Annotated in this window: 20 protein-coding genes; 8 read left to right on the top strand and 12 right to left on the bottom strand. The window is 70.9% G+C overall.

Annotated features, from left to right (window positions below; all coding sequences use genetic code 11):
* Positions 1–42 precede the first annotated feature (42 nt).
* The 4 genes from galT to SOM19_RS02925 all read left to right on the top strand — a co-directional run bounded on the left by galT (position 43) and on the right by SOM19_RS02925 (position 3,745).
* Complete coding sequence (gene galT, locus SOM19_RS02940) at positions 43–1,218, top strand: galactose-1-phosphate uridylyltransferase (protein ID WP_320485057.1); 1,176 nt, start codon at positions 43–45, stop codon at positions 1,216–1,218.
* The gene (gene galK, locus SOM19_RS02935) at positions 1,215–2,408 is read left to right on the top strand and encodes a galactokinase (RefSeq protein ID WP_320485056.1); all 1,194 of its coding nucleotides are present in this window, start codon (positions 1,215–1,217) and stop codon (positions 2,406–2,408) included. Before galT ends, galK begins: the two co-directional genes overlap by 4 nt.
* A 114-nt stretch (positions 2,409–2,522) precedes the next feature.
* A complete protein-coding gene (locus tag SOM19_RS02930) occupies positions 2,523–3,359 on the top strand; it encodes an alpha/beta fold hydrolase (protein WP_320485055.1) in 837 nt (278 codons plus the stop codon).
* Between the two features lie 113 nt (positions 3,360–3,472).
* A complete protein-coding gene (locus SOM19_RS02925) occupies positions 3,473–3,745 on the top strand; it encodes a DUF1905 domain-containing protein (RefSeq protein ID WP_320485054.1) in 273 nt (90 codons plus the stop codon).
* Between the two features lie 12 nt (positions 3,746–3,757).
* Here SOM19_RS02925 and SOM19_RS02920 read toward each other — a convergent pair whose 3' ends face one another.
* Together SOM19_RS02920 and SOM19_RS02915 are read right to left on the bottom strand one after the other, a co-directional pair.
* A complete protein-coding gene (locus SOM19_RS02920; RefSeq protein WP_320485053.1) occupies positions 3,758–4,147 on the bottom strand; it encodes an MmcQ/YjbR family DNA-binding protein in 390 nt (129 codons plus the stop codon).
* Between the two features lie 36 nt (positions 4,148–4,183).
* Positions 4,184–5,053: an AraC family transcriptional regulator gene (locus tag SOM19_RS02915; RefSeq protein ID WP_320485052.1), complete on the bottom strand. Its 870-nt coding sequence runs from the start codon at positions 5,051–5,053 to the stop codon at positions 4,184–4,186.
* A gap of 140 nt (positions 5,054–5,193) precedes the next feature.
* Here SOM19_RS02915 and SOM19_RS02910 point away from each other — a divergent pair, with 140 nt between their 5' ends.
* On the top strand, positions 5,194–5,547 hold the full coding sequence (locus SOM19_RS02910; protein ID WP_320485051.1) for a PadR family transcriptional regulator: 354 nt from the start codon (positions 5,194–5,196) through the stop codon (positions 5,545–5,547).
* Positions 5,544–6,911, top strand: coding sequence for a hypothetical protein (locus SOM19_RS02905; protein ID WP_320485050.1), 1,368 nt, complete (start codon positions 5,544–5,546; stop codon positions 6,909–6,911). The genes SOM19_RS02910 and SOM19_RS02905 overlap by 4 nt, the downstream gene beginning before the upstream one ends.
* 66 nt (positions 6,912–6,977) lie before the next feature.
* On the opposite strand, the gene SOM19_RS02900 is transcribed toward SOM19_RS02905, so the two are convergent.
* From SOM19_RS02900 to SOM19_RS02890, 3 genes are all read right to left on the bottom strand, one after another.
* Complete coding sequence (locus SOM19_RS02900) at positions 6,978–10,079, bottom strand: lamin tail domain-containing protein (RefSeq protein WP_320485049.1); 3,102 nt, start codon at positions 10,077–10,079, stop codon at positions 6,978–6,980.
* 186 nt (positions 10,080–10,265) lie between these two features.
* Positions 10,266–12,560 carry a glycoside hydrolase family 3 C-terminal domain-containing protein gene (locus tag SOM19_RS02895; protein WP_320485048.1) on the bottom strand — a complete coding sequence of 765 codons (2,295 nt, stop codon included), beginning with the start codon at positions 12,558–12,560 and terminating at the stop codon, positions 10,266–10,268.
* 63 nt (positions 12,561–12,623) lie between these two features.
* Positions 12,624–13,946, bottom strand: a complete 1,323-nt coding sequence (locus tag SOM19_RS02890) for an MFS transporter (protein ID WP_320485047.1) — start codon at positions 13,944–13,946, stop codon at positions 12,624–12,626.
* 101 nt (positions 13,947–14,047) lie between these two features.
* Between SOM19_RS02890 and SOM19_RS02885 the strand changes: the two genes are divergently transcribed.
* Together SOM19_RS02885 and SOM19_RS02880 are read left to right on the top strand one after the other, a co-directional pair.
* Positions 14,048–14,749 carry a TetR/AcrR family transcriptional regulator gene (locus SOM19_RS02885; RefSeq protein WP_320485046.1) on the top strand — a complete coding sequence of 234 codons (702 nt, stop codon included), beginning with the start codon at positions 14,048–14,050 and terminating at the stop codon, positions 14,747–14,749.
* Positions 14,733–16,244, top strand: coding sequence for a carboxylesterase/lipase family protein (locus SOM19_RS02880; protein ID WP_320485045.1), 1,512 nt, complete (start codon positions 14,733–14,735; stop codon positions 16,242–16,244). Before SOM19_RS02885 ends, SOM19_RS02880 begins: the two co-directional genes overlap by 17 nt.
* 88 nt (positions 16,245–16,332) lie before the next feature.
* Here SOM19_RS02880 and SOM19_RS02875 read toward each other — a convergent pair whose 3' ends face one another.
* From SOM19_RS02875 to SOM19_RS02845, 7 genes are all read right to left on the bottom strand, one after another.
* The gene (locus SOM19_RS02875; RefSeq protein WP_320485044.1) at positions 16,333–17,220 is read right to left on the bottom strand and encodes a hypothetical protein; all 888 of its coding nucleotides are present in this window, start codon (positions 17,218–17,220) and stop codon (positions 16,333–16,335) included.
* A gap of 333 nt (positions 17,221–17,553) precedes the next feature.
* Positions 17,554–18,540 (bottom strand): LLM class F420-dependent oxidoreductase, encoded by a 987-nt coding sequence (locus SOM19_RS02870; RefSeq protein WP_320485043.1) that lies wholly within the window; start codon positions 18,538–18,540, stop codon positions 17,554–17,556.
* Between the two features lie 65 nt (positions 18,541–18,605).
* Positions 18,606–19,463 carry a DNA-methyltransferase gene (locus tag SOM19_RS02865; protein WP_320485042.1) on the bottom strand — a complete coding sequence of 286 codons (858 nt, stop codon included), beginning with the start codon at positions 19,461–19,463 and terminating at the stop codon, positions 18,606–18,608.
* Positions 19,464–19,466: 3 nt separating this feature from the next.
* A complete protein-coding gene (lplAB, locus tag SOM19_RS02860) occupies positions 19,467–20,516 on the bottom strand; it encodes a lipoate-protein ligase LplAB (protein WP_320485041.1) in 1,050 nt (349 codons plus the stop codon).
* Between the two features lie 102 nt (positions 20,517–20,618).
* Positions 20,619–20,945 carry a hypothetical protein gene (locus tag SOM19_RS02855; protein ID WP_320485040.1) on the bottom strand — a complete coding sequence of 109 codons (327 nt, stop codon included), beginning with the start codon at positions 20,943–20,945 and terminating at the stop codon, positions 20,619–20,621.
* 195 nt (positions 20,946–21,140) lie between these two features.
* A complete protein-coding gene (locus SOM19_RS02850; RefSeq protein ID WP_320485039.1) occupies positions 21,141–22,748 on the bottom strand; it encodes a glycoside hydrolase family 6 protein in 1,608 nt (535 codons plus the stop codon).
* 180 nt (positions 22,749–22,928) lie between these two features.
* The gene (locus tag SOM19_RS02845) at positions 22,929–23,780 is read right to left on the bottom strand and encodes an alpha/beta hydrolase (protein ID WP_320485038.1); all 852 of its coding nucleotides are present in this window, start codon (positions 23,778–23,780) and stop codon (positions 22,929–22,931) included.
* Positions 23,781–23,786: the final 6 nt, after the last annotated feature.

The following is a 23,786-nucleotide window of genomic DNA, read 5'->3' as shown; positions in this document are numbered from 1 at the left end:
GTGATGTTGACGTTACCACGGCCCTGTTGCTACCGTGTTGACGTGAACACAGCGAAGTTGCGCACGGAAGAGCTCGGCGCCGGAGTGGTCAAGCGGTCGACGCGTCTGTCCGACGGCCGCGAGCTCATCTACTACGACGATCCCGGCACGACGCTCGGAGCCGAGCGGGCGATCGATGCCCGCGAGACCACGACCCGGCCCGACACCGCGACCATGCGCCGCGACGTGCTGACGGGCGACTGGGTCTCCATCGCGGCCGCGCGCCAGAACCGCGCCTTCCTGCCGCCGGCCGAGCTCGACCCGCTCGCCCCGCAGACCGCGACCAATCCGTCCGAGATCCCGTCGCGGTACGACGTCGCGGTGTTCGAGAACAAGTCGCCGTCCTTCGGGCCGGCCCTCGCCTCCGCCCACGACGACGCCCCGGCCGGCGTCGACGCCCCGCAGAGCCTTGACGATCTCGACGCGCCGGGCCTCGGCCGCACCCGCACGTCGGTCGGACGCTGCGAGGTCGTCTGCTTCAGTCCCGACCACTCCGGCTCGTTCGGCACCCAGACCGCCACGCGCGCTCGTACGGTGATCGAGGCGTGGGCGGACCGCACCGCGGCGCTGTCCGCGCTTCCCGGCGTCGAGCAGGTGTTCCCGTTCGAGAACCGCGGCGAGGCGATCGGCGTGACCCTCGCGCACCCGCACGGCCAGATCTACGCGTACCCGTACATCACGCCCCGCACCGCCACCCTGCTCGCGTCGATCGACCGTGAGGGTCCCGACCTCTTCGAGCGGATCCTCGAGTTCGAGCGCGGCTCCGAGCGCGTCATCCTCCAGGGCGAGCACTGGACCGCTTTCGTGCCGTTCGCGGCACGGTGGCCGCTCGAAGTGCATGTGCTCCCGCACCGCCATGTCGCCGATCTGTCGGAGACGACGGATGCCGAGCGCGACGAGCTGGCACCCCTCTATCTGCGCTTGCTCCGCGGGGTCGATGCGCTGTACGCCTCCCCCACCCCGTACATCGCCGCCTGGCATCAGGCTCCTGTGAACCGTGGCCGTGACAGGGTGCGGCTGCAGCTGCAGCTGACCTCGCCTCGCCGCGCGGCCGACAAGCTCAAGTTCCTGGCGGGCTCCGAGGCCGCGATGGGCGCCTGGATCGGCGACGTCGCCCCGGAGTCGGCCGCCGCCCGTCTGCGCGACGCCGTCACCACCATTGCCGAGGAGACCCTGTGACCGTCCACGCCATCGACACCGCCGCCCGGGCCCGCGGGCTGTTCGCCGAGCGGTTCGGCGCCGAGCCGGCCGGCACCTGGTCCGCCCCCGGGCGCGCGAACCTCATCGGCGAGCACACCGACTACAACGACGGATTCGTGCTGCCGTTCGCCATCCAGCACCGCACGCACGTCGCGCTGGGCACGCGCGACGACGGCGTCATCCGCGTCGTCTCGACGTTCGACGACAGCGCCGTCGAGGTGTCCCTCGCCGAGCTCGACGCGCTCTTCCCCGCACGCCGGGACGAGGTCGTCGAGTGGGCGCGCTATCCCCTCGGTGTGGCCTGGGCCCTCCTGGCCGCGTCGGGGCAGGGCGCCGGTTCCGTGGTCGGCGTCGACCTGGCGTTCGCCTCCGATGTGCCGGTCGGCGCGGGCCTTTCGTCGTCGGCGGCGATCGAGGGTGCGACCTCCTCCGCGCTGGCCGAGACGTGGGGACTCGGGCTGGACCGGATCGCCCTCGCCCAGGCAGGGCGCACCGCCGAGAACGAGGCGGTCGGCGCCCCCACCGGGATCATGGACCAGATGGCCTCGATGCTCGGCCGCGCCGACGCCGCGATCTTCCTGGACTGCCGCACGCTCGACGCGGTCGTGGTCGACCTCGGATTCGACGCGGCCGGACTCGAGCTCCTCGTGATGGACACCGGCGTCAGCCACTCGCACGCCACCGGCGGCTACGGCGATCGCCGGGCCTCCTGCGAGCTCGGCGCCGAGCTCCTGGGCGTCCGGGCCCTCCGCGACGTCACGGTCGCCGACCTGCCACGAGCCGCCGAACTCATGGACGACGTGACCTTCCGCCGCGTCCGCCATGTCGTGACCGAGAACCAGCGCGTCCTCGACACCGTTCGGACGCTGCGCGAGCAGGGTCCTGCCGCCATCGGCGACCTCCTCGTGGCCTCGCACGCGTCGATGCGGGACGATTTCGAGATCTCGGTTCCAGAGCTCGACACCGCTGTCGACGCGGCACTTCGTGCCGGAGCTGTCGGCGCCCGTATGACCGGCGGCGGCTTCGGCGGTGCGGCGATCGCGCTGGTCGCCCACGCCGACGTGCAGGCGGTGACGGATGCCGTGACCGCCGCGTTCGCAGCATCCGGTTTCGCCGCCCCGACGATCTTCCCCGTGACACCGTCCGCGGGCGCCGGACGCGACGGCTGACGACCCGGAATTCACCGCGCCCTCATCGTCAACCCCTGGCGGGGACGGATGCCGCGGCCTACCGTCGAAGGTGGGCCGAGGCATCCGTTCCCCTCCGTCCAGAAGGAGCGACACGTGGCGTACATCACCGTCGGAACCGAGAACTCGGCCGATATCGACCTCTACTACACCGATCAGGGCGTCGGCCAGCCGGTCGTGCTGATCCACGGGTTCCCGCTGAACGGCGAATCCTGGGGCAAGCAGCAGGCGGCGCTCCTCGAGGCCGGCTACCGCGTGATCGCGTACGACCGCCGCGGGTTCGGCGCGTCGTCGAAGGCGGGCTCGGGATACGACTACGACACGTTCGCCGCCGACCTGCACGCCCTCATGGAAGACCTCGACCTCCAGGACGCCGTGCTCGTCGGATTCTCGATGGGCACCGGCGAGGTCGCGCGCTATCTGTCCCGCTACGGCAGCGCGCGCGTGGCGAAGGTCGCGTTCCTCGGCTCGCTCGAGCCGTACCTGCTCAAGACCGACGACAACCCCGACGGCGCCGGGCCGCAGGACTTCTTCGACGGCATCGCGGCATCGGTGCGCGAGGACCGCTATGCCTTCGTCACCGGGTTCTTCAAGGACTTCTACAACCTCGACGACAACCTCGGCTCGCGCATCTCGCAGGAGGCCGTCGACGCGAGCATCGCGGTGGCGAACCAGGCGAGCAACGCCGGCCTCTCGGCCGCGCCGCTGACGTGGCCGACGGACTTCCGCTCGGACATCGGCTCGATCGATGTGCCGGCGCTCATCGTCCACGGCACCGCTGACAACATCCTGCCGATCGACGCCACCGCACGCCGGTTCCGCACGCTCCTTCCCGACGCGACGTACATCGAGCTCGAGGGCGCTCCGCACGGGATGCTCTGGACGCACGGCGCCGAGGTCAACGAGGCGCTCCTGGGCTTCCTCCACTCCTGACCCGACGGACGACGGATGCCGCAGCCCCCAGGGGTTGCGGCATCCGTCCTGTGTGCACGAGGTCGGCGCCGACCCCGGCTCAGCCGCGCCGGAGCGCTGGCTAGCATGTGCACATGGCAGAGAACGAGTTGCGCTTCGACGCTCCGATCGGCGTCGAAGTGAAGGGCGAGACGTGGGCGTGCGTCGAGATCCCCGGGTCTGCGGACTTCTTCGGCACCGGAAAGACGGTGCGTGTCGATGCGCTCGTGGACCAGGTCCGGCTGGATGACGTCGGCGCGATGGTCACCGGAACCGGCGGTCACATGATCTCCCTCAGCGCCAAGGTGCGCACCCGGCTCGGCAAAGGCATCGGCGACTCGGTGCACGTGGTCGTCTCCCCGCGGTGAGCGGCGGCGGTGTCAGCCGCCCGCTTCATCGAGCCGGAGCCGCAGGTACTTCGGAGCCTGCACGCGCCACGCCTCGGTCACCAGCTCGCCCAGATGATCCTCGTCGATGGCCGCCATGCGGAACGCCACCTTCGGCTCGCCCCAGCCCGTCGTGCTGCGCAGGAACACGTCGGGCGCCATCTCGACGAGGGCCAGTGCGTCCATCCGGTCGGCGACCTTGACGCCGACGACGAGCTCGGCCGCGATGATCTCGCGCATGTCGGCGGGAATGCTCGGCCACGGGTGGCACTCCCACGCGTACAGCTTGCCGCGGACGAACCAGGCGGCGCCCCCGGTGGTCGAGCGCTCCTCGCTCCCGGGAAGCCCCGCCGCCACGTGCCGCACATCGTCAAGCGTTGCCACAGCGCGAGCCTATGCGCCGCCGCGGACAGCCGCCGGTCACCCCCGCTCCACCGGGAGCCACAGCTCGCAGGTCGCCGTGCTGAAGTCGTCGGCGCGGTCGAGGACCGCGACGATCGATGGGCCCGGCCGGAGCCGCCAGGGATTCGACGGGAACCATTCTGTGGCGGTGGCCGCCCACGTGGACTGCAGCGCCGCCGGATAGGGGCCGGTCGTCAGGAACACCGCCCATGCGCCGGCTGGGACCTCGATCGCGTCGAGGCCCTCAGGCACCGGCGTCCCCTCGGCGACGGCGACACCGTGGAGGTACGTGAGCTCGCTGCCCTCGGCGTAGTCCGGGTCGACGTCTGCGCTCACCTGCAGGAGCCCCGCGGGCTCGGTCTCGCTGAGCTCCTTCAGCCGCTGGTGCTCGGCGACCGGCAGTGAGGCGATGTGCTCCTGGATGTGGGGGTTCGGCCCCTCATGGATGAGCGGAACGCGGGCGGCGTAGCCGATGAGGCGGAATGCCGGGCGATCGGCGATACGGGTGTCCATGGTGGTCTTCCCTTCTACGGTCAGGCGGAACCTGAGCTGCGGTTGAATGCGAAGGGGGCCGCCGTTGCGACGCACGTCGCCCGCCCCGACGCCGTGCACGGAACGGAATGCGCGGCCGAATGCCTCGGTCGAGCCGTAGCCGTACCGCACGGCGATGGTCAGCAGGTCCTCGTCGCCGCCGAGCACGTCGGCAGCGGCCACCGACATGCGGCGTCGACGGACGTACTCGGACAGCGGCATTCCCGCCAGCGCGGAGAACATCCGCCGGAGGTGGTACTCCGTGGTGCCGAGGCTGCTCGCCAGGCCGGAGACGTCGATCTCGTCGACGAGTTGCTCCTCGACGACCTCGACCAGTCGGTTGAGTTCTGCGATCATGGCCTCCCCTTTCGCATCAAGCCTGCCCGTCGGCTCTCGACCGCACCCGATATCTGCGGTTGGATCCGGTCGGCGATCGTCGGCGACCACCGCCGTCGAACGAGCACACCATACTCTTCGCCATGGAGTATGTTCGGTGCATGACCGCGCAGTTGACGCCACCGGTGTTCTGGATCCTGACATGCCTCGCGAGTGAGCGACGCCACGGCTACGACATCCTCCGCGCGACGGAGGAGGCATCCGGGGGCGAAGTCTCTTTGCGTGTCACCTCGCTGTACGCCGCGCTCGAGCGGATGGAGCGCGACGGGCTGATCGTCGTCGACGGCGAGGAGACGGTCAACGGGCGGGCGCGCCGCTACTTCCGCATCTCCCCGGCCGGCTCGGAGCGACTGGACCAAGAGGTCACGCGGATGGAGCAGGCCGCGCGCGCCGCCCGGGCGAGCATGGCACGCCGTGCGCCGGTGTTCGGAGCGCCGATGGCGGTGCGCCCGTGACCCGGCCGACCGAGGACCGATACCGCCGGCTGCTGCGCTGGTACCCACGCCCATGGCGTCGGGCGAACGAGGATGTCGTCCTCGGGACCATGCTCGACGTCGCCGAGCACGAAGGACGGACGAGTCCGTCTGCCCGCGAGCGGGGCTCGGCCATCGCCCACGGGCTGGGGTTCCGCATGGACGCCGCCTCGGCTCTCGGCGCGTCGCTGATCGGCTTGCTGCTCGCTGCGGTGGCGGGCGCGCTCTCGATGTGGGGCTCGGCGTCGCTGGCCGCCGCCGGGCTGTGGTGGGTGCTTCCTCTCCTCACGGTCGCCGTCGTGCCGGCTCTGGCATCGTTCGGGCTGATCGCGATCGGGCGGCAGCGCGGATTCGTCTCGGCGCCGCGCGCACTGGCGGCTGCCGTGCTGGCGCTTGTCGCGCTGGGGCTGGCATTCCTGGCGCAATGCTCGTGGAGCCTCGGGTTCGACCTCGCCGACGAAGGACTCCCCTCCACCGGTCTCGCCGCCGCCTTCGTGCCACTGTTCCTGGCCGCATGGCTCACGGGAGCCGCCGCGGTCGCCGTGCTGATCGACGGTGCGTTCGCGGGAACCGGCCTGCCGAGGGCTGCGGCGAGCCTCATCGCGGCGCTGTGCGGCGCCATCGCCGCACCCGTCATCGGCATCAGCTTGATCTCGCCGTTCGTGTCCATGATCGCCGTTGCCGGCGTCGCGATCCTGTCGCTCACGCTGCTCCGCCCACGGGCCGCGGCGGAGCGAGCCGCTCCCGCCCCGATCCGCCTCTCCCGCGCCATCCCGGCCCGAACACGCAGGCTCGCGCGGCAGCTCGCCTGGATCAGCGTCGCGGGCGGCGTGACCGGGGTCGTCTACGCGCTGACCGGCACGGCTTGGTCGGCGGGCGCTTCGGACGGGACCATGGCGGTGGCCCAGGGGATCAGCCTGGCCGCCCTGTCCGGACTGCCGTTCCTCGGCGCGGTCGCGCTCATCGCGGGAGGTCGCCGGCCCCGGTCCCTCGCCACCTGGGGGCCGCTCGCGCTCGTCGCGCTGTCGCTGGCCGCCATCGGCGTCGCCTACCTCTGGGCCCCGTCGTGGGACGCGATGGCGCCCGCCCTCTCGGTCTCGGCGGCTCTGACCGGGGCGGCGATCGCGTGGTGGCTCGCTGCCCGCCTCCCCGGTCCGGCGGCGGTGCGGATCCTCACCGCCGCGCTCCTGGGGCTGGGTTACGCGGCGTTTCTCGGAACCATGCTCGCGCCCGGGCTCGTGCTCCTCCTCCCCCTCGCCGCGGTGGCCTTCGCGATCTGGGGGACGCGGGACCCTCGCCCGGCGACGGCGGGGCCGCAGCCGGTCGAGGGCATCGTGATCGGCTGACCACCCGATTCGACGGACGACGGATGCCCCGGCACCACTCGTGCCGGGGCATCCGCTCTGCTGTTCCTAGACCCGGGCTCGGCGGCGCCGCAGCACGAGCGCGGCCGTCCCCGCGAGGAGAAGTGCGAGCGCCGCGCCGACGGTGCCTGCCAGCGCGCCCGAGTCGGAGCCGGTGACCGCGAGCGCGCCGGTGACGGTGACCTCGGTCCAGCCGATCACGTTCCCGTCGGCATCGAGCACCACGAGGCGGTGCACCCCCGGCTCGACGCCTGCGGGAAGGGTCACCGTGACGGTGCCGTCCGCCGCCACCACGTGGGCGCCGAGCGAGACCGGCGTCGAGTGGAGCCACACCCAGACGGTCTGACCGGCGTACTGCGTGCCGACGTAGATCGTCACGGTCTGACCCGCGGCGGCGGAGTCCGGCGCCTGGACAGGCCCCCGCGTGGCGTCGGTCAGCTCATCGTCGCCGGCTGGACCAGGGGCACCCGTCGACGGAAGCGTCGGGTTCGGGGTCGGGGTCGGGGTCGGAGTCGGAGTCGGCGTGGGCTCGCCCGGACCGCCGGTCAGCTCGCAGGGCAGCGTCCCCGATCGCAGCGAGAAGCCGTCGGTGTCGGCATCGTCGGCATAGAACGTGGGCTTCACGCCGTCGGTGCAGACAGCGTCATCGGCGAGCGCGAAGCCCTCGTTCGCGATGTTGGCCATGCCCGCCGGACGCTCGAAGACGCGGCTCGCCGCGAAGATCCCGGCGTCGGCATCGAGCTCGTAGAAGGCAGTGCGTCCGTCGCACGCCTCGTCGCACACGACCCACAGCCCGCCGCGGTCGGCGTCGAACTGCACGTCCGCCACCAGCGAGAAGGTCGTGGCGACCGTCGCGATGCGGGCGAACGAGCCGTCCGCCATCAGGGCGTAGGCGTAGACGGATGCCGTGCCCTCGACTCCGACGAAGAACAGGCCGCCGCCGTGGCCCGGGTAGTCCGCCGGGTCGTAGGCGCCGCCGGTGACCGCGTCGACGAAGCCTCCGCTGGTGAGGAACGCGTCCGGCACCCACGTGATGCCCTCGAGCCCTGCGTTGGCGCCGAGTCCGGGGAAGTCGGCCGCGAGGTTCCACTCGCGCGTCGCGGCGAGCTCGACGCCCGAGCCGCTCGCGTCGAAGCGCAGCACCGCCGGCCGGCTGATCGAACTCGCGTCGTTGTTGCGCTCGGTCGAGACGTAGATGCCTTCGGCCGAATCATCGCCGGCGACCGTCACGCCCTCGGCGTCGACCGCACCCGTGCCGTCGGGGTAGCGCAACGTCTTGCCGAGGCCCCAGCCGCCGGTGGTCGCCGGCGCCCAGTCGCCCGCAGCGTCGGCGACGAGCTTGTACAGCAGGCCGTCGCCGTTCTGCACGGCCCACAGCGTGCCGAGGGCTGCGGAGCCCGACGGCTCGTAGTCGAGCCCGCTGAGGTCACCGGCGAAGGTGTCCTCGGCGTCGAGCACGCGCACGTCGCTTCCGCCCGGCCATGCCTCGTCGATGACAACGCCGGCGCACAGGTTCTGCGTTCCCTTGGTCGCGCCGGTGGTCGCGGCGAAGTCCCCTCGGGGATCGGGGCAGCGCCCGTACGTGTGTGCGGCGTGCGCCGTCCACGAGTAGGAGTCGAGGAGCGACGTGCCGTCGGCGGCGAACAGCCGCACAGCGTCCGCGCCGCCGAGTCCGTAGCCCAGCGCGTCGACAGCCAGGTAGGCGCCCGGAGCGAGAGTGGTGCCCGCCGGCAGGACGTAGGAGTGGTCGTCCTCGCTGTCGCGAATCATCAGGCCCGAGGCATCCACGTCGGTGCTGCCCACGTTGACGAGCTCCACCCAATCGTCACCGTCGACCGGCTGGCTCTCGACCTCGTTGATGACGACCGGCAGCGCGCAGTTGTTGGCGGCGCCCTTGGTCGAGACGGTGGTGGTCGCGAACTCGCCGGTGCCGTCGGGGCAGCGTCCGTACGACATCGCCGAGTGCACCGTCCAGCTGTGAGTCGCGACCTCGGTCACGCCGTCGGGCAGGAACAGGTGCACCTCGTCGGCGTTGCCGAGCCCGAAGTCGAAGCCGGCCGGGTTCGAGCCGCTCGCCTGGTCGATCACGAAGAAGCCGCCCGCCGCCACGATCGAGCCGGCCGGCAGAGCCCACGGCACGCGCGTGGCGTCGTTGTCGCGGAACAGGGCGCCGGAGAGGTCGACGGGCGCAGCGCCGACGTTGTAGACCTCGACCCAGTCGGTGTCGTCGCCGTTGCTCTCGACCTCGTTGATCACGATCGAGGCGGAGGCCACGGGAGGTGTGCAGTCGTTCGCGCCCCCCTTCGTCGAGGAGGCGGTGACGTCGAACGCGCCGACACCGTCGGGGCATCGTCCGTAGGTGGTGCCGGCGTGGGAGGTCCACGAGTGCGCGTCGATGGAGATCCCGGCCCCGTCGGTGAGGCGCACGGAGTCGTCACCGCCGAGTCCGAAGCCGAGCTGCGCGCCATCGACCACGAGGTGAGCGCCGCCCGCGAGCGTCGTGCCGGCCGGGATCGCGTAGACGTGCGTATCGTCGTTGTCGAGGATTCGGACCCCCGACAGGTCGACAGCGACGTTCGCGGTGTTGACGAGCTCCACCCAGTCGCCCGGCGTGCCGCCGTCGGACTCGATCTCGTTGATCACGACCGCATCGGCCGGGTCGAGCGTGCAGACGTTCGCCTCGCCCTTCGACGCTGCGACCGTCGTGATGAATGCGCCGGTGCCGTCGGGGCAGCGACCGTAGCTCGGGGACGGGTGCTCAGTCCAGGAATACGAGTCGAGGAGCGTCGCGCCGTCGGCGGCGTAGACGCGCGCGGAGTCGGCGCGGCCGAGCCCGAAGCCGGCGTCGCCCACATTGGTGTCGACGGCGTAGTGGGCGCCCGCCGCGAGCGTCGTGCCCGCGGGGATCGCGGCGATGTGCGTGTCGTCGTTGTCCTTGATCTGGAACCCCGAGATGTCGGCAGGCTCGGCGCCGGCGTTGGTCAGCTCGATCCAGTCGGCGGCGGTCTCGACCTCATTGACGACGATCGAAGAGACTTCCGCGGCGGCCGCGGGCGCTGCGACCAGCGCAGGGCCGACCACGACCGCGAGCGCGGCCAGGACGGCGGGGAGAGCGCGCAGGCGCGCGCGGGCAGGCAGGCGGGAAGGCATCGGGTGTGCACCTTGCTGTGGAGGGGGAACGTTGTCCGCCAGCGTTCCCGGCCCGGGCGGCGAACAGGTGAACGATACGTGACCGGTCACCTGTTCGCCGGTTACCGGCAGTCGCGCGGGCCCGGCCGCAGACGCGCGGATGCCCCAGCACACGCTCGCGCCGGGGCATCCGATCTGCTGTGGAACTCAGCCCTGCTGCGGAGCGTTGGCCATCGCGATGAGACCGTCGATCATCTCGGGGTTGATCGCGCCGTTCGAGTCACCCGCGGCGAACATGCCGGCGCGGCCGATCGGGAACGACTCCATCATCTTGGACGCGTCGACGCCCTCGGGCATGATGTCGGCGACGCCGTCCATGCCGCTCATCATCTCGGCGATCGCGGCCTGCACCATCTCGCCCACGACGGGGTGCGCCATGACCTCCCCGATCGACGAGGTGCGGGACAGCGGCAGCTGCACCGGGTCGCCGTCGACGGCCACGGTGACGGACGAGCGGATGTCGCGGCTCGACGCAGCGACGTCGACGACGTACTCGCCGCCTTCGACGACCCAGGCGTCGAGCCGGATGTCCCAGTATGCGAGATCCTTGCGGCGGACCGTCAGTACGACCTCGCGGCTCTCGCCGGCGGCGAGCGCGACCGACGCGAACGCCTTGAGCTCGCGGATAGGGCGCTGGATCTTCCCGCCCGGCAGCGAGGTGTAGATCTGCACGACCTCGCGGCCGTCGCGGTCTCCCGTGTTGGTCACCGTGACGCTCACCTCGATGTCGCCGTCGGCGTTCACCGAGGCCGCGGCATCCCCGTACGAGAAGGTCGTGTACGACAGGCCGTGGCCGAACGGGAACGCCACGTCCATCCGGCGGGCGTCGTACCAGCGGTAGCCCACGAAGAGTCCCTCGCCGTAGCGGACGTGCGAGAACTCGCCGGGGAAGTCGAGGAACGCCGGGGTGTCCTCGAGGCGATGCGGGATGGTCTCGGTCAGCTTGCCTGACGGGTTCACCACGCCGTAGAGCACGTCGGCGATCGCCCCGCCGGCGGCCTGGCCGAGCAGCCAGCCCTCGAGGATCGCCGGCACGCGGTCGGCGAAGGGCAGCGTCACGACGCCGCCGTTCGAGAGCACCACCACGGTGTTCGGGTTGACCTCGAGCACGGCGTCGAGCAGCTCGAGCTGCACGGCCGGCAGATCGATGTGCTCGCGGTCGTACCCCTCGGACTCGGCGGCCGCGGGGAGCCCGAGGAACACCACGGCGACGTCGTTCTTCGCCGCGAGCTCGACGGCATCGGCGCGCAGCTGCGCGGCGTCGCCCGAGCCGTTGAGCGTGAAGCCCTGTGCCTGGAAGACGTAGTCCTCGGTCGCCTGCGCGACGATCTCGAGGGCGACGTCGTCCACGCGCGTCGGGTTGATCATCGACGAGCCGGCGCCCTGGAAGCGCGGCTTGTCGATGAAACCGCCGATGAGGGCGACCGAGCGCCGCGGCTGCAGCGGCAGCAGGTCGCCGTCGTTCTTCAGCAGCACGATGGAGCGACCGGCCGCCTCACGGGCGAGCGCGTGATGGGCGTCGACATCGAGCGGGCCCTGGGCCGCACCCGCCCCGCTGTGCACCTTGCCCACGAGGTCGAGCACGCGTCCGGCCGCGACATCCACCACCGACTCGTCGAGCGAGCCGTCCTGCACGGCCGTGACGATCTGCGCGTCGGTGGCGCCGTTCGACGTGGGCATCTCGAGGTCCATGCCGGCGGCGAGACCGGGGACGCGCTCGTTCACGGCGCCCCAGTCGGAGACGACCAGACCCTCGAAGCCCCACTCGTCGCGCAGCACCCGGGTCAGCAGCCACGGGTCCTCCGACGCGTAGACGCCGTTGATGCGGTTGTACGAGCACATGACCGTCCACGGCTGCGCATCCTCGACCACGCGCTGGAACCCGCGCAGATAGATCTCGCGCAGCGGGCGCGGGTCGACGTCGCTGGAGGACCGCATGCGGTCGTCCTCCTGGTTGTTCGCCGCGAAGTGCTTGAGCGACGTGCCGACGCCCTTCGACTGGATGCCCCGGACCATCGCCGCGCCGAGCACACCCGACACGATGGGGTCCTCCGAGAGGTACTCGAAGTTGCGGCCGCACAGCGGCGAGCGCTTGATGTTGATGCCGGGGCCGAGCAGCACGCCGACGTTCTCGATTGATGTCTCTGTGCCGAGCGCCTCACCGACGCGGTGGACCAGGTCGACGTCCCAGGACGAGCCGAGGCCGACCGCGGGCGGGAAGCAGGTGGCGGGCACACTGTCGCCGATCCCGAGGTGGTCGCCGCCTTCGCGCTGCTTGCGCAGCCCGTGGGGGCCGTCGGTCACCATGATGCTCGGGATGCCGAGGCGCTCCACGGGCTTGGTGTACCAGAAGCTCGCCCCGCTGGTGAGCGAGGCCTTCTCCTCGAGGGTGAGGTCGGCGACGGATGCCGTGGGGGCGGCTGCGGTCGTGGTGTGGGTCATGGGGACCATCCTTTCGTGGATGACGGGTGGGCTGTCAGGGGTTGTCGGGAGATCGCCGGGGAGTCAGCGGCTCGCCTTGATCGGCCAGACGGCGAACGCTCCCAGCACGCTCAGCACGATGCCCACGGGGAAGAGGCCGACGAAGCCGAACGACAGCACGATGACGCCCGCGACCGCGGGGGCGAGGGTCTGCGGCAGCGTGGCGGCGATGTTGACGACGCCGAGGTCCTTGGCGAATGACTTCGCGGAGGGAAGCACCTCGCTCATCAGCGCCGTGTCGACGGCCTGGAACATGCCGAAGCCGAAGCCCGAGATGAACGTCATGAGCATCCAGCCCTCGAGGGTGGGCGCGAAGATGGGGATGAGCATCGCCAGGCCCACGAACACCGACGAGCCGAACACGAAGGGCTTGCGGCGTCCGACCCTGTCGGACAGCGGCCCGGAGACCACGGTGGAGATCAGGATGCCGACGAGGCTGAGCAGGCCGAGGATCGGGATGACGGACTGGGGCTTCTCGATGCCGATGTAGTCCGTGAGGATGAACAGCTGATAGCCGGTCACAGCGAAGTACCCGGTGTACAGGAGCAGACGGCCGGTGAAGGCCCAGAAGAAATCGGGGTGCTCGACCGGGTTGACCCAGAACGTGCGCAGGAAGTCGCGGACGTGGAAGGGCTCCGGCTGCAGACGCGTGCTCGGGTAGTCGGGATTGAACACGACGAACAGCGTCAGGACGCCGAGTGAGATCACCGCGAAGGTCACGTAGCCGACGGCGATGCTGTCGAAGAAGAGCGACCCGACGATCTGGCCGCCGAGCGCCCCCACCATCAGGCCGATCCCCGACAGCGCGGCGAACGTTCCGCGCCGCTTCAGGAGCACGCGGTCGGGCATCACCGCCGACAGCGGACCCTGGGCGAAGTTGTACGAGATCTGCACGAGGGTCCACGCGATGGCGATGCCGAGCAGGCTGTCCGCGAACGCGAGGCCGACGAGCGCGAGTCCGCCGGCGAGCGCGCCGATCATGATCCACGGGGCGCGGCGGCCGAAGCGGGACCGGGTGCGGTCGGAGATCTGCCCGGCGATCGGCTGCGCGATCATGGCCGCGAACGCGCCGATGGTCGCGATGATCGCCAGGTTGGCGACCTTGTTCTCCTCGCCGAGGGCCACCGTGACCTGCTGGGGCAGGAGGATGCCCGGCACGGCGCCCCAGATCAGGAAGATGCCGAGGTTGGCGGGAATGATCCAGCCGAGGAGGCGGCGGAGGCCCTTGACGGGCGCGGGCGGGTCGTCGTTGCCCGCGGCGGTCGCGACGAAGGTGTTCTCGGTCATCGGAGCGCGCGCGGCCGCTTCGGGTTCGGGGGCGAGGGCGGAGTCTGACGGCATCGTCATAGTGCGGTCCTGTTCGGTGGAGAGGCGCTCCTCATCGAGCGCAGCAAAACCATATGTCATTTGGTTTTGAGAAATCAAGCGTCGTTCGGTTTACTGGACCCATGGCAGACAGCCGGAAGGAACGCAGGGGTTCCTACGCCAAGGGCGTGGCCAAGCGCGAGGAGATCCTCGAGCGCGCGCTCGAGGTGATCGCCCGCGAGGGGTACGGCGGCGCATCGGTCAGACAGCTGGCCGATGCCGTCGGTCTCAGCCAGGCGGGACTGCTCCACTACTTCGACAGCAAGGAGGAGCTCTTCACCGCCATCCTCCGCAAGCGCGACGAGGTCGACTCCGCCGGTTTCGCACCACCCATGCCGGACGTGACGGTCGACCCCCGTGACCTCCGTGAGGGTTACCTCCGGGTCATCCGCCACAACGCCGACGTGCCGGGGCTCGTGCAGCTGTTCGCGCGCCTGTCCGTCGACGCGAGCGACCCCGAGCACGCCGCCCACGACTACTTCGTCGAGCGCGGCCGCAGCCTGCGGAGCGTGTTCGCCGCCGCGCTGGCCGAGCGGCAGGCCGCCGGCGCGATCAGCGAGCACATCGACCCGACGACACTCGCACGCATCTTCCAGGCGGTCGCGGACGGCCTCCAGGTGCAGTGGATGCTGGAGCCCGAGGTCGACATGGCCGGCACGATCGACGCCCTGTTCGAGGCGCTCGACCCGCGCGCGGGAGAAGCGCCGGGGCCGGGCGCGGGCTCCGAGCCCGACCCCGATTCCGATTCCCCCCGAGAGGCGGCCACGCGTGGCGCAGCATCCTGACGGCCCCATCGTCACCATCGCACCCGGCGACGTGCGCGGGTTCTGGCGCGGCGAGCCCGGCGAGCGCGAGGCCTCGGCCGCGTTCCTCGGCATCCCGTTCGCTCAGGCGCCGGTCGGCGAGCTGCGCTTCGCGGCGCCCCTGCCGCCCGAGCCGTGGAACGGAGTGCGCGATGCCCACGAATACGGCGCTACGGCTCACCGCACCGATCCCGGCGACACGCTGATCCCCGAGCCCGCCATCCCGGGGGACTCCACGCTGAACGTCAATGTGTTCACGCCCGTACCCGGCGACACGGAGGCACGACTTCCGGTCATGGTCTACATCCACGGCGGCGGCTACACGGCCGGTTCACCGGCCAGCCCCTGGTACGACGGCCGCGCCTTCAATCGCGACGGCGTCGTGACCGTCACGCTCTCGTACCGCCTCGGCTTCGACGGCTTCGGCCACATCCCCGGCGCCCCGTCGAACCGCGGCGTCCGCGACTGGCTCGCCGCGCTGGAATGGGTCCGCGACAACATCGCCGCGTTCGGGGGCGACCCCGCTCGGGTGACGATCGCGGGACAGTCTGCGGGTGGCGGCGCCGTGCTGACGCTGCTCGGGATGCCGCAGGCGCAGCACCTCTTCCACTCGGCCTGGGCGATGTCGGCCGCACTGGCGGACGTCAGCGCGGAGCGCGCCCGCACCCTGTCCGCCAAACTCGCGCACCTCGCGGGGGTCGAGCCGAACCGCGACGGGTTCGCGTCCGTTGCCGAGGACACCCTCCACGGACTTCAGGAGAAGGCCGCCACAGCGGACTCCTCGAACCCTCTCGCGGGGATCCTCGTCCTGCTGCAGGACGGCCTGTCGTGGGGACCCATGGTCGACGGCGACCTGATCGGACAGCCCACGCTGGTGTCGCTGCGCGCGGGCGTCGGCGCCGACAAGCCCCTCGTGCTCGGCTCGAACGACGACGAGTTCACGATGGTCACCGACTCCGCCAAGGGGAAGCTGCGGCTCATCCCCGCCTCACTGGCCCTCGGGCGGCTGGAGGTCGGGAAGGAGACCCGCACGGCGTATCTCGCAGCCAACTTCGCCCAGCGCCGCAAGGGAACCGCCGCCGTGCTCGGGCGGTATGTGACGGATGTGGTGTTCCGCTCGACGGTCGTGAAGGTCGCCGAGGCGCGGGCCGCTGCGGCTTCGCCCCTCGCTGCTGCCACCTGGGTGTATCGGTTCTCGTGGGTGTCTCCTGCCCGGGGTTGGGCACTGCACTGCCTGGACGTGCCGTTCTGGTTCGACTGCCTGGACGCCCCCGGTGTGACGGCGATCGCGGGCGACGCTCCGCCCCGTCGACTGGCGGGCGCCGTGCACGGCTCAGCCGTCGGCCTGATCCGCGACGGCGACCCCGGCTGGCCCGCCTGGTCGGATCGTCCGGGCGCCACGAGGATGTTCGGCGGCGAGGCATCCCGTCCGGATGTCGACCTCGAGGGCTACGCGAGCGTGCGCGCCCTGGTCTGACCTGGGTGCGCCGACCGCGACGGCGTCGCTCGTCTGACCCCGCCGCCGCCGTCGCGGATTCAGGAGACACGCCGGCCACCGAGCCTGGTCAGCCCAGCGCGACGGCGTGTTTCCTGAATCCGGTGCGGTCACCGGCGGCGCGTCGAGAGCGGACCAGGCAGGCGAGAGCGGCCCGGACTTCGTCGGGATGCCACAGGATGTCCTCCGCGATCACGCGGAACGTCACGAGGCCAGAACGGGCGGCCGCCAGGTCGCGGCGCCGGTCCCGTCGCTGCGACTCCCAGTCGGCGTGATGCTCACGACTGTCGCACTCGATGATCAGCCACCCGGCGACCAGGAAGTCGACGCGGCCCACCCCCGGCACGCGAACCTGAACCTCGAACGGCACGCCGAGCGCCCGCAGGATCAGCCGCATCAGCGACTCCGGACCCGACTCGCTTCGAGAGTCCAGCAGCGGCCGCAGCCGACTGTAGCGACGCGGGAGCGCGTCGAAGAGCTCCTCCAGTTCGTCGCGCCGCAGCAATCCCAGGTGCAGCGCCGAGTCGATGGTCGCGACCGACGCTCGAGGCGACTGACACCGCACCCCTTGAACGAGCGCATCGAACACCTCGATCGCTACGGCCTGAGGGTGCGGCGACCGAAGCAGTCGCTCCCAATGCAAGCGGAGCGGACGGGCGACCTCCCGGAGCCGCGACGCATTCGGCGGCAGCTGCACGTGAAGCGCGGTCGCTGTCATGACGAAGATGCCGTGGTGCGCGAGCGCTGAGACGCAGCCGAGCCTTCCGCCGACCCGGCACGCGTCGACGACATCCCCCGGCGCGTCAGACGGCAGGTACACGCCCTCCCGCGGGCGGAGCAGAAGGTCCCCGGCGACGGCTTTGCGGATTCGACCGGGGGTCCACCCCTCTTCGAGCAGATCGCCCCGGCGAAGCCAGCGGGACTGATCGGCGGGCGTCCGGGCCGTCGTCTTGAACACAGGTCGAGCCTGCGACTCCCGTGGTGGCGCTCCCACCGTTGCGCGGCTTCCGTGCACGGATGAGCGCGAACCCACGTTTGGGAGGAGGCGTGCGGCGACGCCTCTTCGTCACACAGTCAGGCGGCACGCCGCGCTTCAGCACTCAACAGCCCCATCTCTCGGCGTGTCTCCTGAGTCTCGTGCGGGGAGGTGGCGGCATGTGCGCCACGGGCCGAATCAGCTCCGCTTGCGGCCGCCAGCACAAGGTCAGGAGACACGCCGCGCGTCGGCGCCTCAACAGCCCCGCGCCGCGGCGTGTCTCCTGAATCTGGTGCGCAGAGGCCGGCCCGGCGACTAGCCGAGGCTGCCGATGACCTCGCGCTCGAAGAGCTGCACGCCCGAACGGTCGTACGCCGCCTCGGGGAAGTAGTGGATCGCGTACCCGAGCCCGTGGCGTTCACGTTCGGCGAGGCGCTCCGCGACCTGCTCGACGGTTCCGAACGCCGGCGACGCGAGGTAGTCGCGCTCGATGGCGTCGGCGCGCTCCTGGCCGAGGTGCGGCAGCAGGCGCGCCTTCACGGCGGCGAGTCGATCGGCAGCCTCCGCCTCGGTCTCGCCGACGATCGTGTTGAAGTTCGACGACCGGGTGATCGCCCCGAAGTCGCGACCGAGGGTGTCGCAGTGTCCGCGGAGGATCTCGCTCTTGCGGTCCCACTCCTCGATCGACCCGGCGAAGTTGGTGTACGAGGCGTACTTCGCCGCGATCTTGAGCGTGACCTTCTCACCGCCCCCGGCGATCCACAGCGGGATGCCGCCCTCCTGCAACGGCAGCGGCCGCACGATCGCGCCGTCGACCTGGTAGTGCTTCCCGTCGAGCGTGGCCTCGCCGGTCGTCCATGCCTGGTGCATGATCTCGACGCCCTCGCGCAGCATCCCGAGCCGATCGGGGATGCCGGGGAAACCGTAGCCGTACGCCTTCCACTCGTGCTCGTACCAGCCGCCGCCGATGCCCATCTCCGCTCGTCCGCCGGAGACGGCGTCGACCGTCGCGGCGACCTTCGCGAGATAGGCGGGGTTGCGGTAGCCCATGCAGGTGCACATCTGGCCGAGGCGGATGCGGCTCGTCGACGCGGCGAAGGCCGCCATCAGCGTCCAGGCCTCGTGCGTGGCCTCTTCGCTCGGGACCGGCGTGGTGTGGAAGTGGTCGTAGACCCACAGCGATTCCCACGGGCCGTCGTCGGCCTGCTGTGCGAGCGTCGCCATGACGCGCCAGTGGTCGGCGGGCTCGATGCCGACGAGGTCGAATCGCCAGCCCTGGGGGATGAAGGTTCCGAAGCGCATGGGGTCCAGCCTAGGAGGCCTGCCTCGCGTCGCGGCGACGGCGTGCGGTCGGCGGCCGCGTGCCGCTACGAAACCAGGGTGGCGTGCGGCATCCGCTCTCTCATCACGGCGATGGCCTCGGGGTTCTCGTCGACGAGCACCGCGTTGCGGCCGAGCGCCGACGCCACCGCGCCGGTCGTGCCGCTTCCCGCGAAGAAGTCGAGCACCCGGTCTCCCGGGCGACTCGAGGCCTGCACGATGCGGCGCAGCACGCCCTCCGGCTTCTGGGTGGGATAGCCGGTCTTCTCGCGCCCGGTCGTCGGCACGATCGTGTGCCACCACACGTCGGTCGGCAGCTTTCCGCGCGCCGCCTTCTCGGGCGTCACGAGTCCCGGGGCCATGTAGGGCTCGCGGTCCACGGCCTCGGAGTCGAACCAGTAGCGGTCGGGATCCTTGACGTAGACCAGGATCGTGTCGTGCTTCGTGGGCCACCGCTTGCGGGTCTTGGCGCCGTAGTCGTACGCCCAGATGAGCTCGTTGAGGAACCGGTCGCGGCCCACGAGCGCGTCGAGCAGCACCTTGGCGTAGTGCGCCTCGCGGTAGTCGAGATGGAGGTACAGCGTGCCGTCGTCGGCGAGCAGCCGCCATGCCTCGATCAGCCGGGGCTCGAGGAAGCCCCAGTAGTCGTCGAACCGGTCCCCGTACGCGCGCAGGTCACCGCGAAGCCGCTCGTACTCGCGGCCGTGGAAGCCCTTCTGCACCAGGACCGAGGACTCCCCCGGCGCTCGGGCCGTCTCGAGCGACCGCTCCTGCCGGCGGCCGGTGTTGAAGGGAGGGTCGAGGTACACGAGAGTGAACGAGCCGTCGGCGAAGCCGCGGATCACCTCGAGGTTGTCGCCGGCGTGGATCTCGACCGATCCGGCGGGCTCCGGGTCAGCGGGCACGGGTCACGGCACCCGCCGCAGCCAGGCGTCGGTGGCGAACTTTGACTCGACCAGCGCCTCTGCTTCGGCGTATTCCTCTTCGGTGATATTCCCGGGAACGGCGCCGTAGAGCTTCGCGAATGTGTCCTTGAAACGCTCGATGATCTCGGCCCGAGGCAGCCCGGTCTGCCGCCGCAGCGGATCGACGCGCTTCGCGGCCGAGACCGTGCCCTTGTCGCTGAGCTTCTCGCGGCCGATGCGCAGCACCTCGGTCATCATCTCGCCGTCCATGTCGTAGCTCAGCGTGGCGTGGTGCAGCACCCCGCCGTTCGCGAGCCGCTTCTGGGCGGCGCCGCCGATCTTGCCCTGGGGCGAGGCGATGTCGTTGAGCGGCTGATAGGTGGCCTCGATGCCGAGCGAGCGCAGCGCCTGCAGCACCCAGTCGTCGAGGAACGCGTAGGAGTCGGCGAAGGTCAGGCCGGCGACGAGGGATGCCGGGACATAGAGCGAGTACGTCACGATCGAGTTTGCGGCCATGAGCATCGCGCCACCGCCGGAGATGCGACGGACCACGTCGAAGCCGTGGCGTGCGGCGCCCTCCGGATCGACTTCGTTGCGCAGGGACTGGAAGGAGCCGATCACGACGGCGGATTCGTCCCACTCCCACAGGCGAAGGGTGGGACGGCGCCGGCCGTCACCGACCCGGCCGGTGAGAATCTCGTCGAGGGCGAGGTTCATCCGTGGAGACACCGGCTTCTCGTGCACGATCTCCCAGTCGAAGTCGCGCCACCCCGGCGCCGTGACGAGGGCTCGGCGCACGGCCGTGCCCACGGCTTCGGGGGTGAACCCGAGCAGCTGCGCCCCGTCGGGAAGGGCCGAGCGCACCGCGGCGGCGATGGCCGAGGCATCCGCTTCGATCGGCAGGCCGTTCACCGCGGCGTCGATGTCGTCGAGGGCGGAGTCGGGTTCGAGGAAGAAGTCGCCCGCGAGGTGGAAGTCCGCGATGCGTCCGTCGCGCTCCTCGAGATCGACCACGACCAGCTTGCCGCCGGGCACCTTGTATTCGCCGTGCATGGGTTCAGCCTATTGCCGCACGGCGATGCCGGCCCGGCCAGCCCGGCAGAGAGGACGCGGACCGGACGCCCGCCGGCGAGAGCGGGCGCCCGGGGTTGCGCGTCAGCTGATGCCGGGGATGATGAGCCAGCGGTTGACGAGCACGATCCACAGGAGAATCAGCACGAGACCGACGATCGGCAGCGCGAATCCGCGGCGGCGGCCGACGATCAGGGCGATGATCAGCACGATGAGCGTCGCGACGCCCAGCACGAGAGCACCGAACGGGATGCCGGGCACGAACAGCGACAGCAGGAAGAGCGCGGCGACGATGATCTCGATGACGCCGAGAACGGTGCCGCCCTTGCCGCGGAGGCGCAGGACGCCGTCCACGAGGGCGACGACGCCACCGGCGAGGGCGATGAGGAGGAGCCAGCTGAGAGTGATCAAGGTGGGGGGACCTTTCGGGAGGGATGCCGCGGCAGTCGCCGGCGACGCGTCAGCCTATCGACGACTCCGCGCGATGGGCGCAACGGGGCCGAGGGTGGACAAGACGGCCTGCACCCTGATATCCGCCGTCGCCCGTTCGGCCCGCGCGCGGAGCGGCGGCGACGGGAGGAAGCATCCCGTCGCCGCCGCGATCCGTCAGGTGGTGCAGGCCTTGCCGTTGAGGTGGAACTGCCAGGGCTCGACCGCTGCGCCGGTGCCCGTCACGACGAGCGCCGTCGTCTTCCCGGGCCGCAGCGCCTTGTGCACGCGCGGTGCGGTCACGGTGACGTCGGCCCCGTCCTGGACGGCGGTTCCGCCCACGACCTTGACGACCTTCTGCGTGGAGTCGAAGCTCCACGACAGCGTCCACGGGTCGAGCGTCGTGGTGCCGTTGTTGCGCACGGTGAGAGCGGCGACGAACCCCTTGCCGATCTTCTTGCCGACGACCTTGACGTGGCAGTCGAGCGCCGCGATCGGCGGGTTGGCGAGCGCGATGAGCTCCCGCGCCTGCTCGACGAACCACTGCCCGGCGGCGGGGTCCTCCATGCCGCGCTCGGGATCGAGCGGGCCGGCGGTGCCGCGGAAGCACTTGCCGTCGGACTCACCGGGGACCTTGATCCACAGGTAGGCGTCGACGAGGGGCGTACCCGTCTCGGTCGACGGGCGCAGGCCCAATCCGCGGTCCGGCGGGTTGCACCAGTCCTCGTGCGCCGAGTAGACCCCGGCGGGGTACTGCCACGGACCGAGCCCGTTGCGGCTCGTGTCGATGACGAACCTGGTGGTCGGTTCGACGTCGCCGAGGATCGAGTCGTACCGCGAATCGACCCCGGCCGTGTTGAGCGTCAGCACGGGGTTGCCCGAGCTCCACTCGCCGTACTGCGACATCGCGTCGCCCTGCCAGTCCGTGGCCGGGCCGCCGTTCCAGTACTGGTTGCCGCAGGCCCCGAAGTCGCCCGCGTTGACCTTCGTCACGTACGCGATGCACGACGACACCCAGGTGCCGAAGGCCGTGGAGTTCGCGGTGAACTGGTAGTTCGAGGCGTTGAGGAAGAAGCCGTCCGCGCGTTCGACGCCGCCCTTGATCAGACGGTCGGAGATCTCGCCGACGTTGAGCCAGCTCGCGCCGGTGCCGTCGAGGTAGACCGACGTGTCCGCCAGCCCGCCGAGCTTGTCCACGGCGTAGTTGAGCTGCGTGTAGCGGTCGCTGGTCGCGGTGGCGGCGGGCACCTCGGCCGGCTGGCACCACTCGGTCTCGCCCGTCAGGGTCTTGTAGTGGGGGATGATCCCGAGGCCGTCCGGCTCGAGGATCACGGTGGCGGCGCGGTCGCCGATCCCGGCCGCGAAGCCGTCGATCCACGCCGTGTAGGCCGCGGTGTTCAAGGCGCCTCCGGCCGAGTACTGCGCGCAGTCGCGGAACGGCAGGTTGTAGGCCACCAGGACGGGCATGTCTCCGCGTGCGTCGGCGGCGTCGACCACGGCGTCCACGGCCGCCTTGACCTCGGCAGGCGTTCCGGTGGTGAACCAGTCGGCGGATGGAATGGAGCCGAGCAACTGGGCGTCGGCACGGGCCTGGCCGCTCAGACTCTGCGCGGCCTCGAGCGTCGTGCTCCAGGGATTCAGAAAGAGGTCCGAGCCGGCGAGACCGCCGTCGGCGGCGCCGGCGGAGGACGCCGCGACGGGAATCGCAAGTCCGGCCGCGAGGGCCGCGACCGCGCCGAGCGCCACGACCCTTCGGCGTGACGAGCGGGGGGATGAGTGGGACATGGGGTGGTTCTCCTCGGGTCTTCGTCGACCGTGGCCCGCGGCATCCTTACCGGGGCCGGCACCTATGGGAGCGCTCCCATGGATGTCATTGGTCACAGGATGACGCACCGACCGGTCGCGCGTCAACGGGAACGCGGCATCCGACCTTCCGCCCACCCGGAAGAGTTCGCACCGCGTGCGTCAGTCTCGGACCGGGAACCGCTTGTCGAGCCAGGCCAGCAGGTCCGCGCGCACGTCGGCCTGCGAGAGGTCGTTGAAGATCTCGTGACGTGTGTCGGGGTACACCAGCGTGGTCACATCAGTGAGGCCCGACCGAGTGCGATATGCGGCGGCGAGCTTGTGCACGCTGCGCGGGCCGCCGACCGTGTCCTCGCGTCCCACCATGAGGAGGACCGGGATGTCGCGGCCGAGGTTCTTGCGGGGCAGACCGTACATCCGAAGCGAGTCCAGCACGCCGATCAGCTTGATCGGCTCTTCGCTGGTCGTGAGCGAGTCATCCAGGAAGGCCCGCCCCACCGACAGATCGCTCGAGAGCCACTCGGTGCCCATCGCCTCAGGACCGTCCCAGGGCTTGTTCAGCCCACTCGCGCGGATCGAACCCGGCATGCGCAACGCCGAGCCGGTCAGGATCAGTCCGTCGTACGCCTCGGGGTGCATGTTCACGAGCATCTGAGCGAGCACGGAGCCGCCGGAGTGCCCCAGCAGCATGAGCGGCAGCCCGGCGTTCTCGGCGCGGATCTGCTCGGAGAACTGCCACATCGCGGCCAGCGCTGCCCGCAGGCCGCCGGGACCGAGGTGGCCGAGACGGGCGATGTCGCCGCCGTGCTGGGTCATGCCGGTACGGCCGTGACCACGATGGTCGGCCGCCCACACGGCGTAGCCCTGCGCGGTGAGCGCTTCGATCAGCCGCGCGTAGCGGCCGGCGTGCTCACCCACCCCGTGGAGCAGCTGCACCACGGCCCGAGGCTCGCCCTTCGCGGGATGGACGTCGTAGACGATCGCGATGCCGTGCGCATCGATGAACTCGGGCATGCGCAG

It is taken from the genome of Microbacterium sp. CFBP9034, assembly GCF_034045255.1.
Lineage (GTDB): Bacteria > Actinomycetota > Actinomycetes > Actinomycetales > Microbacteriaceae > Microbacterium.
The sequence above is the reverse complement of the archived record's forward strand: the minus strand, read 5'-3'. Positions and strand labels throughout refer to the sequence as shown.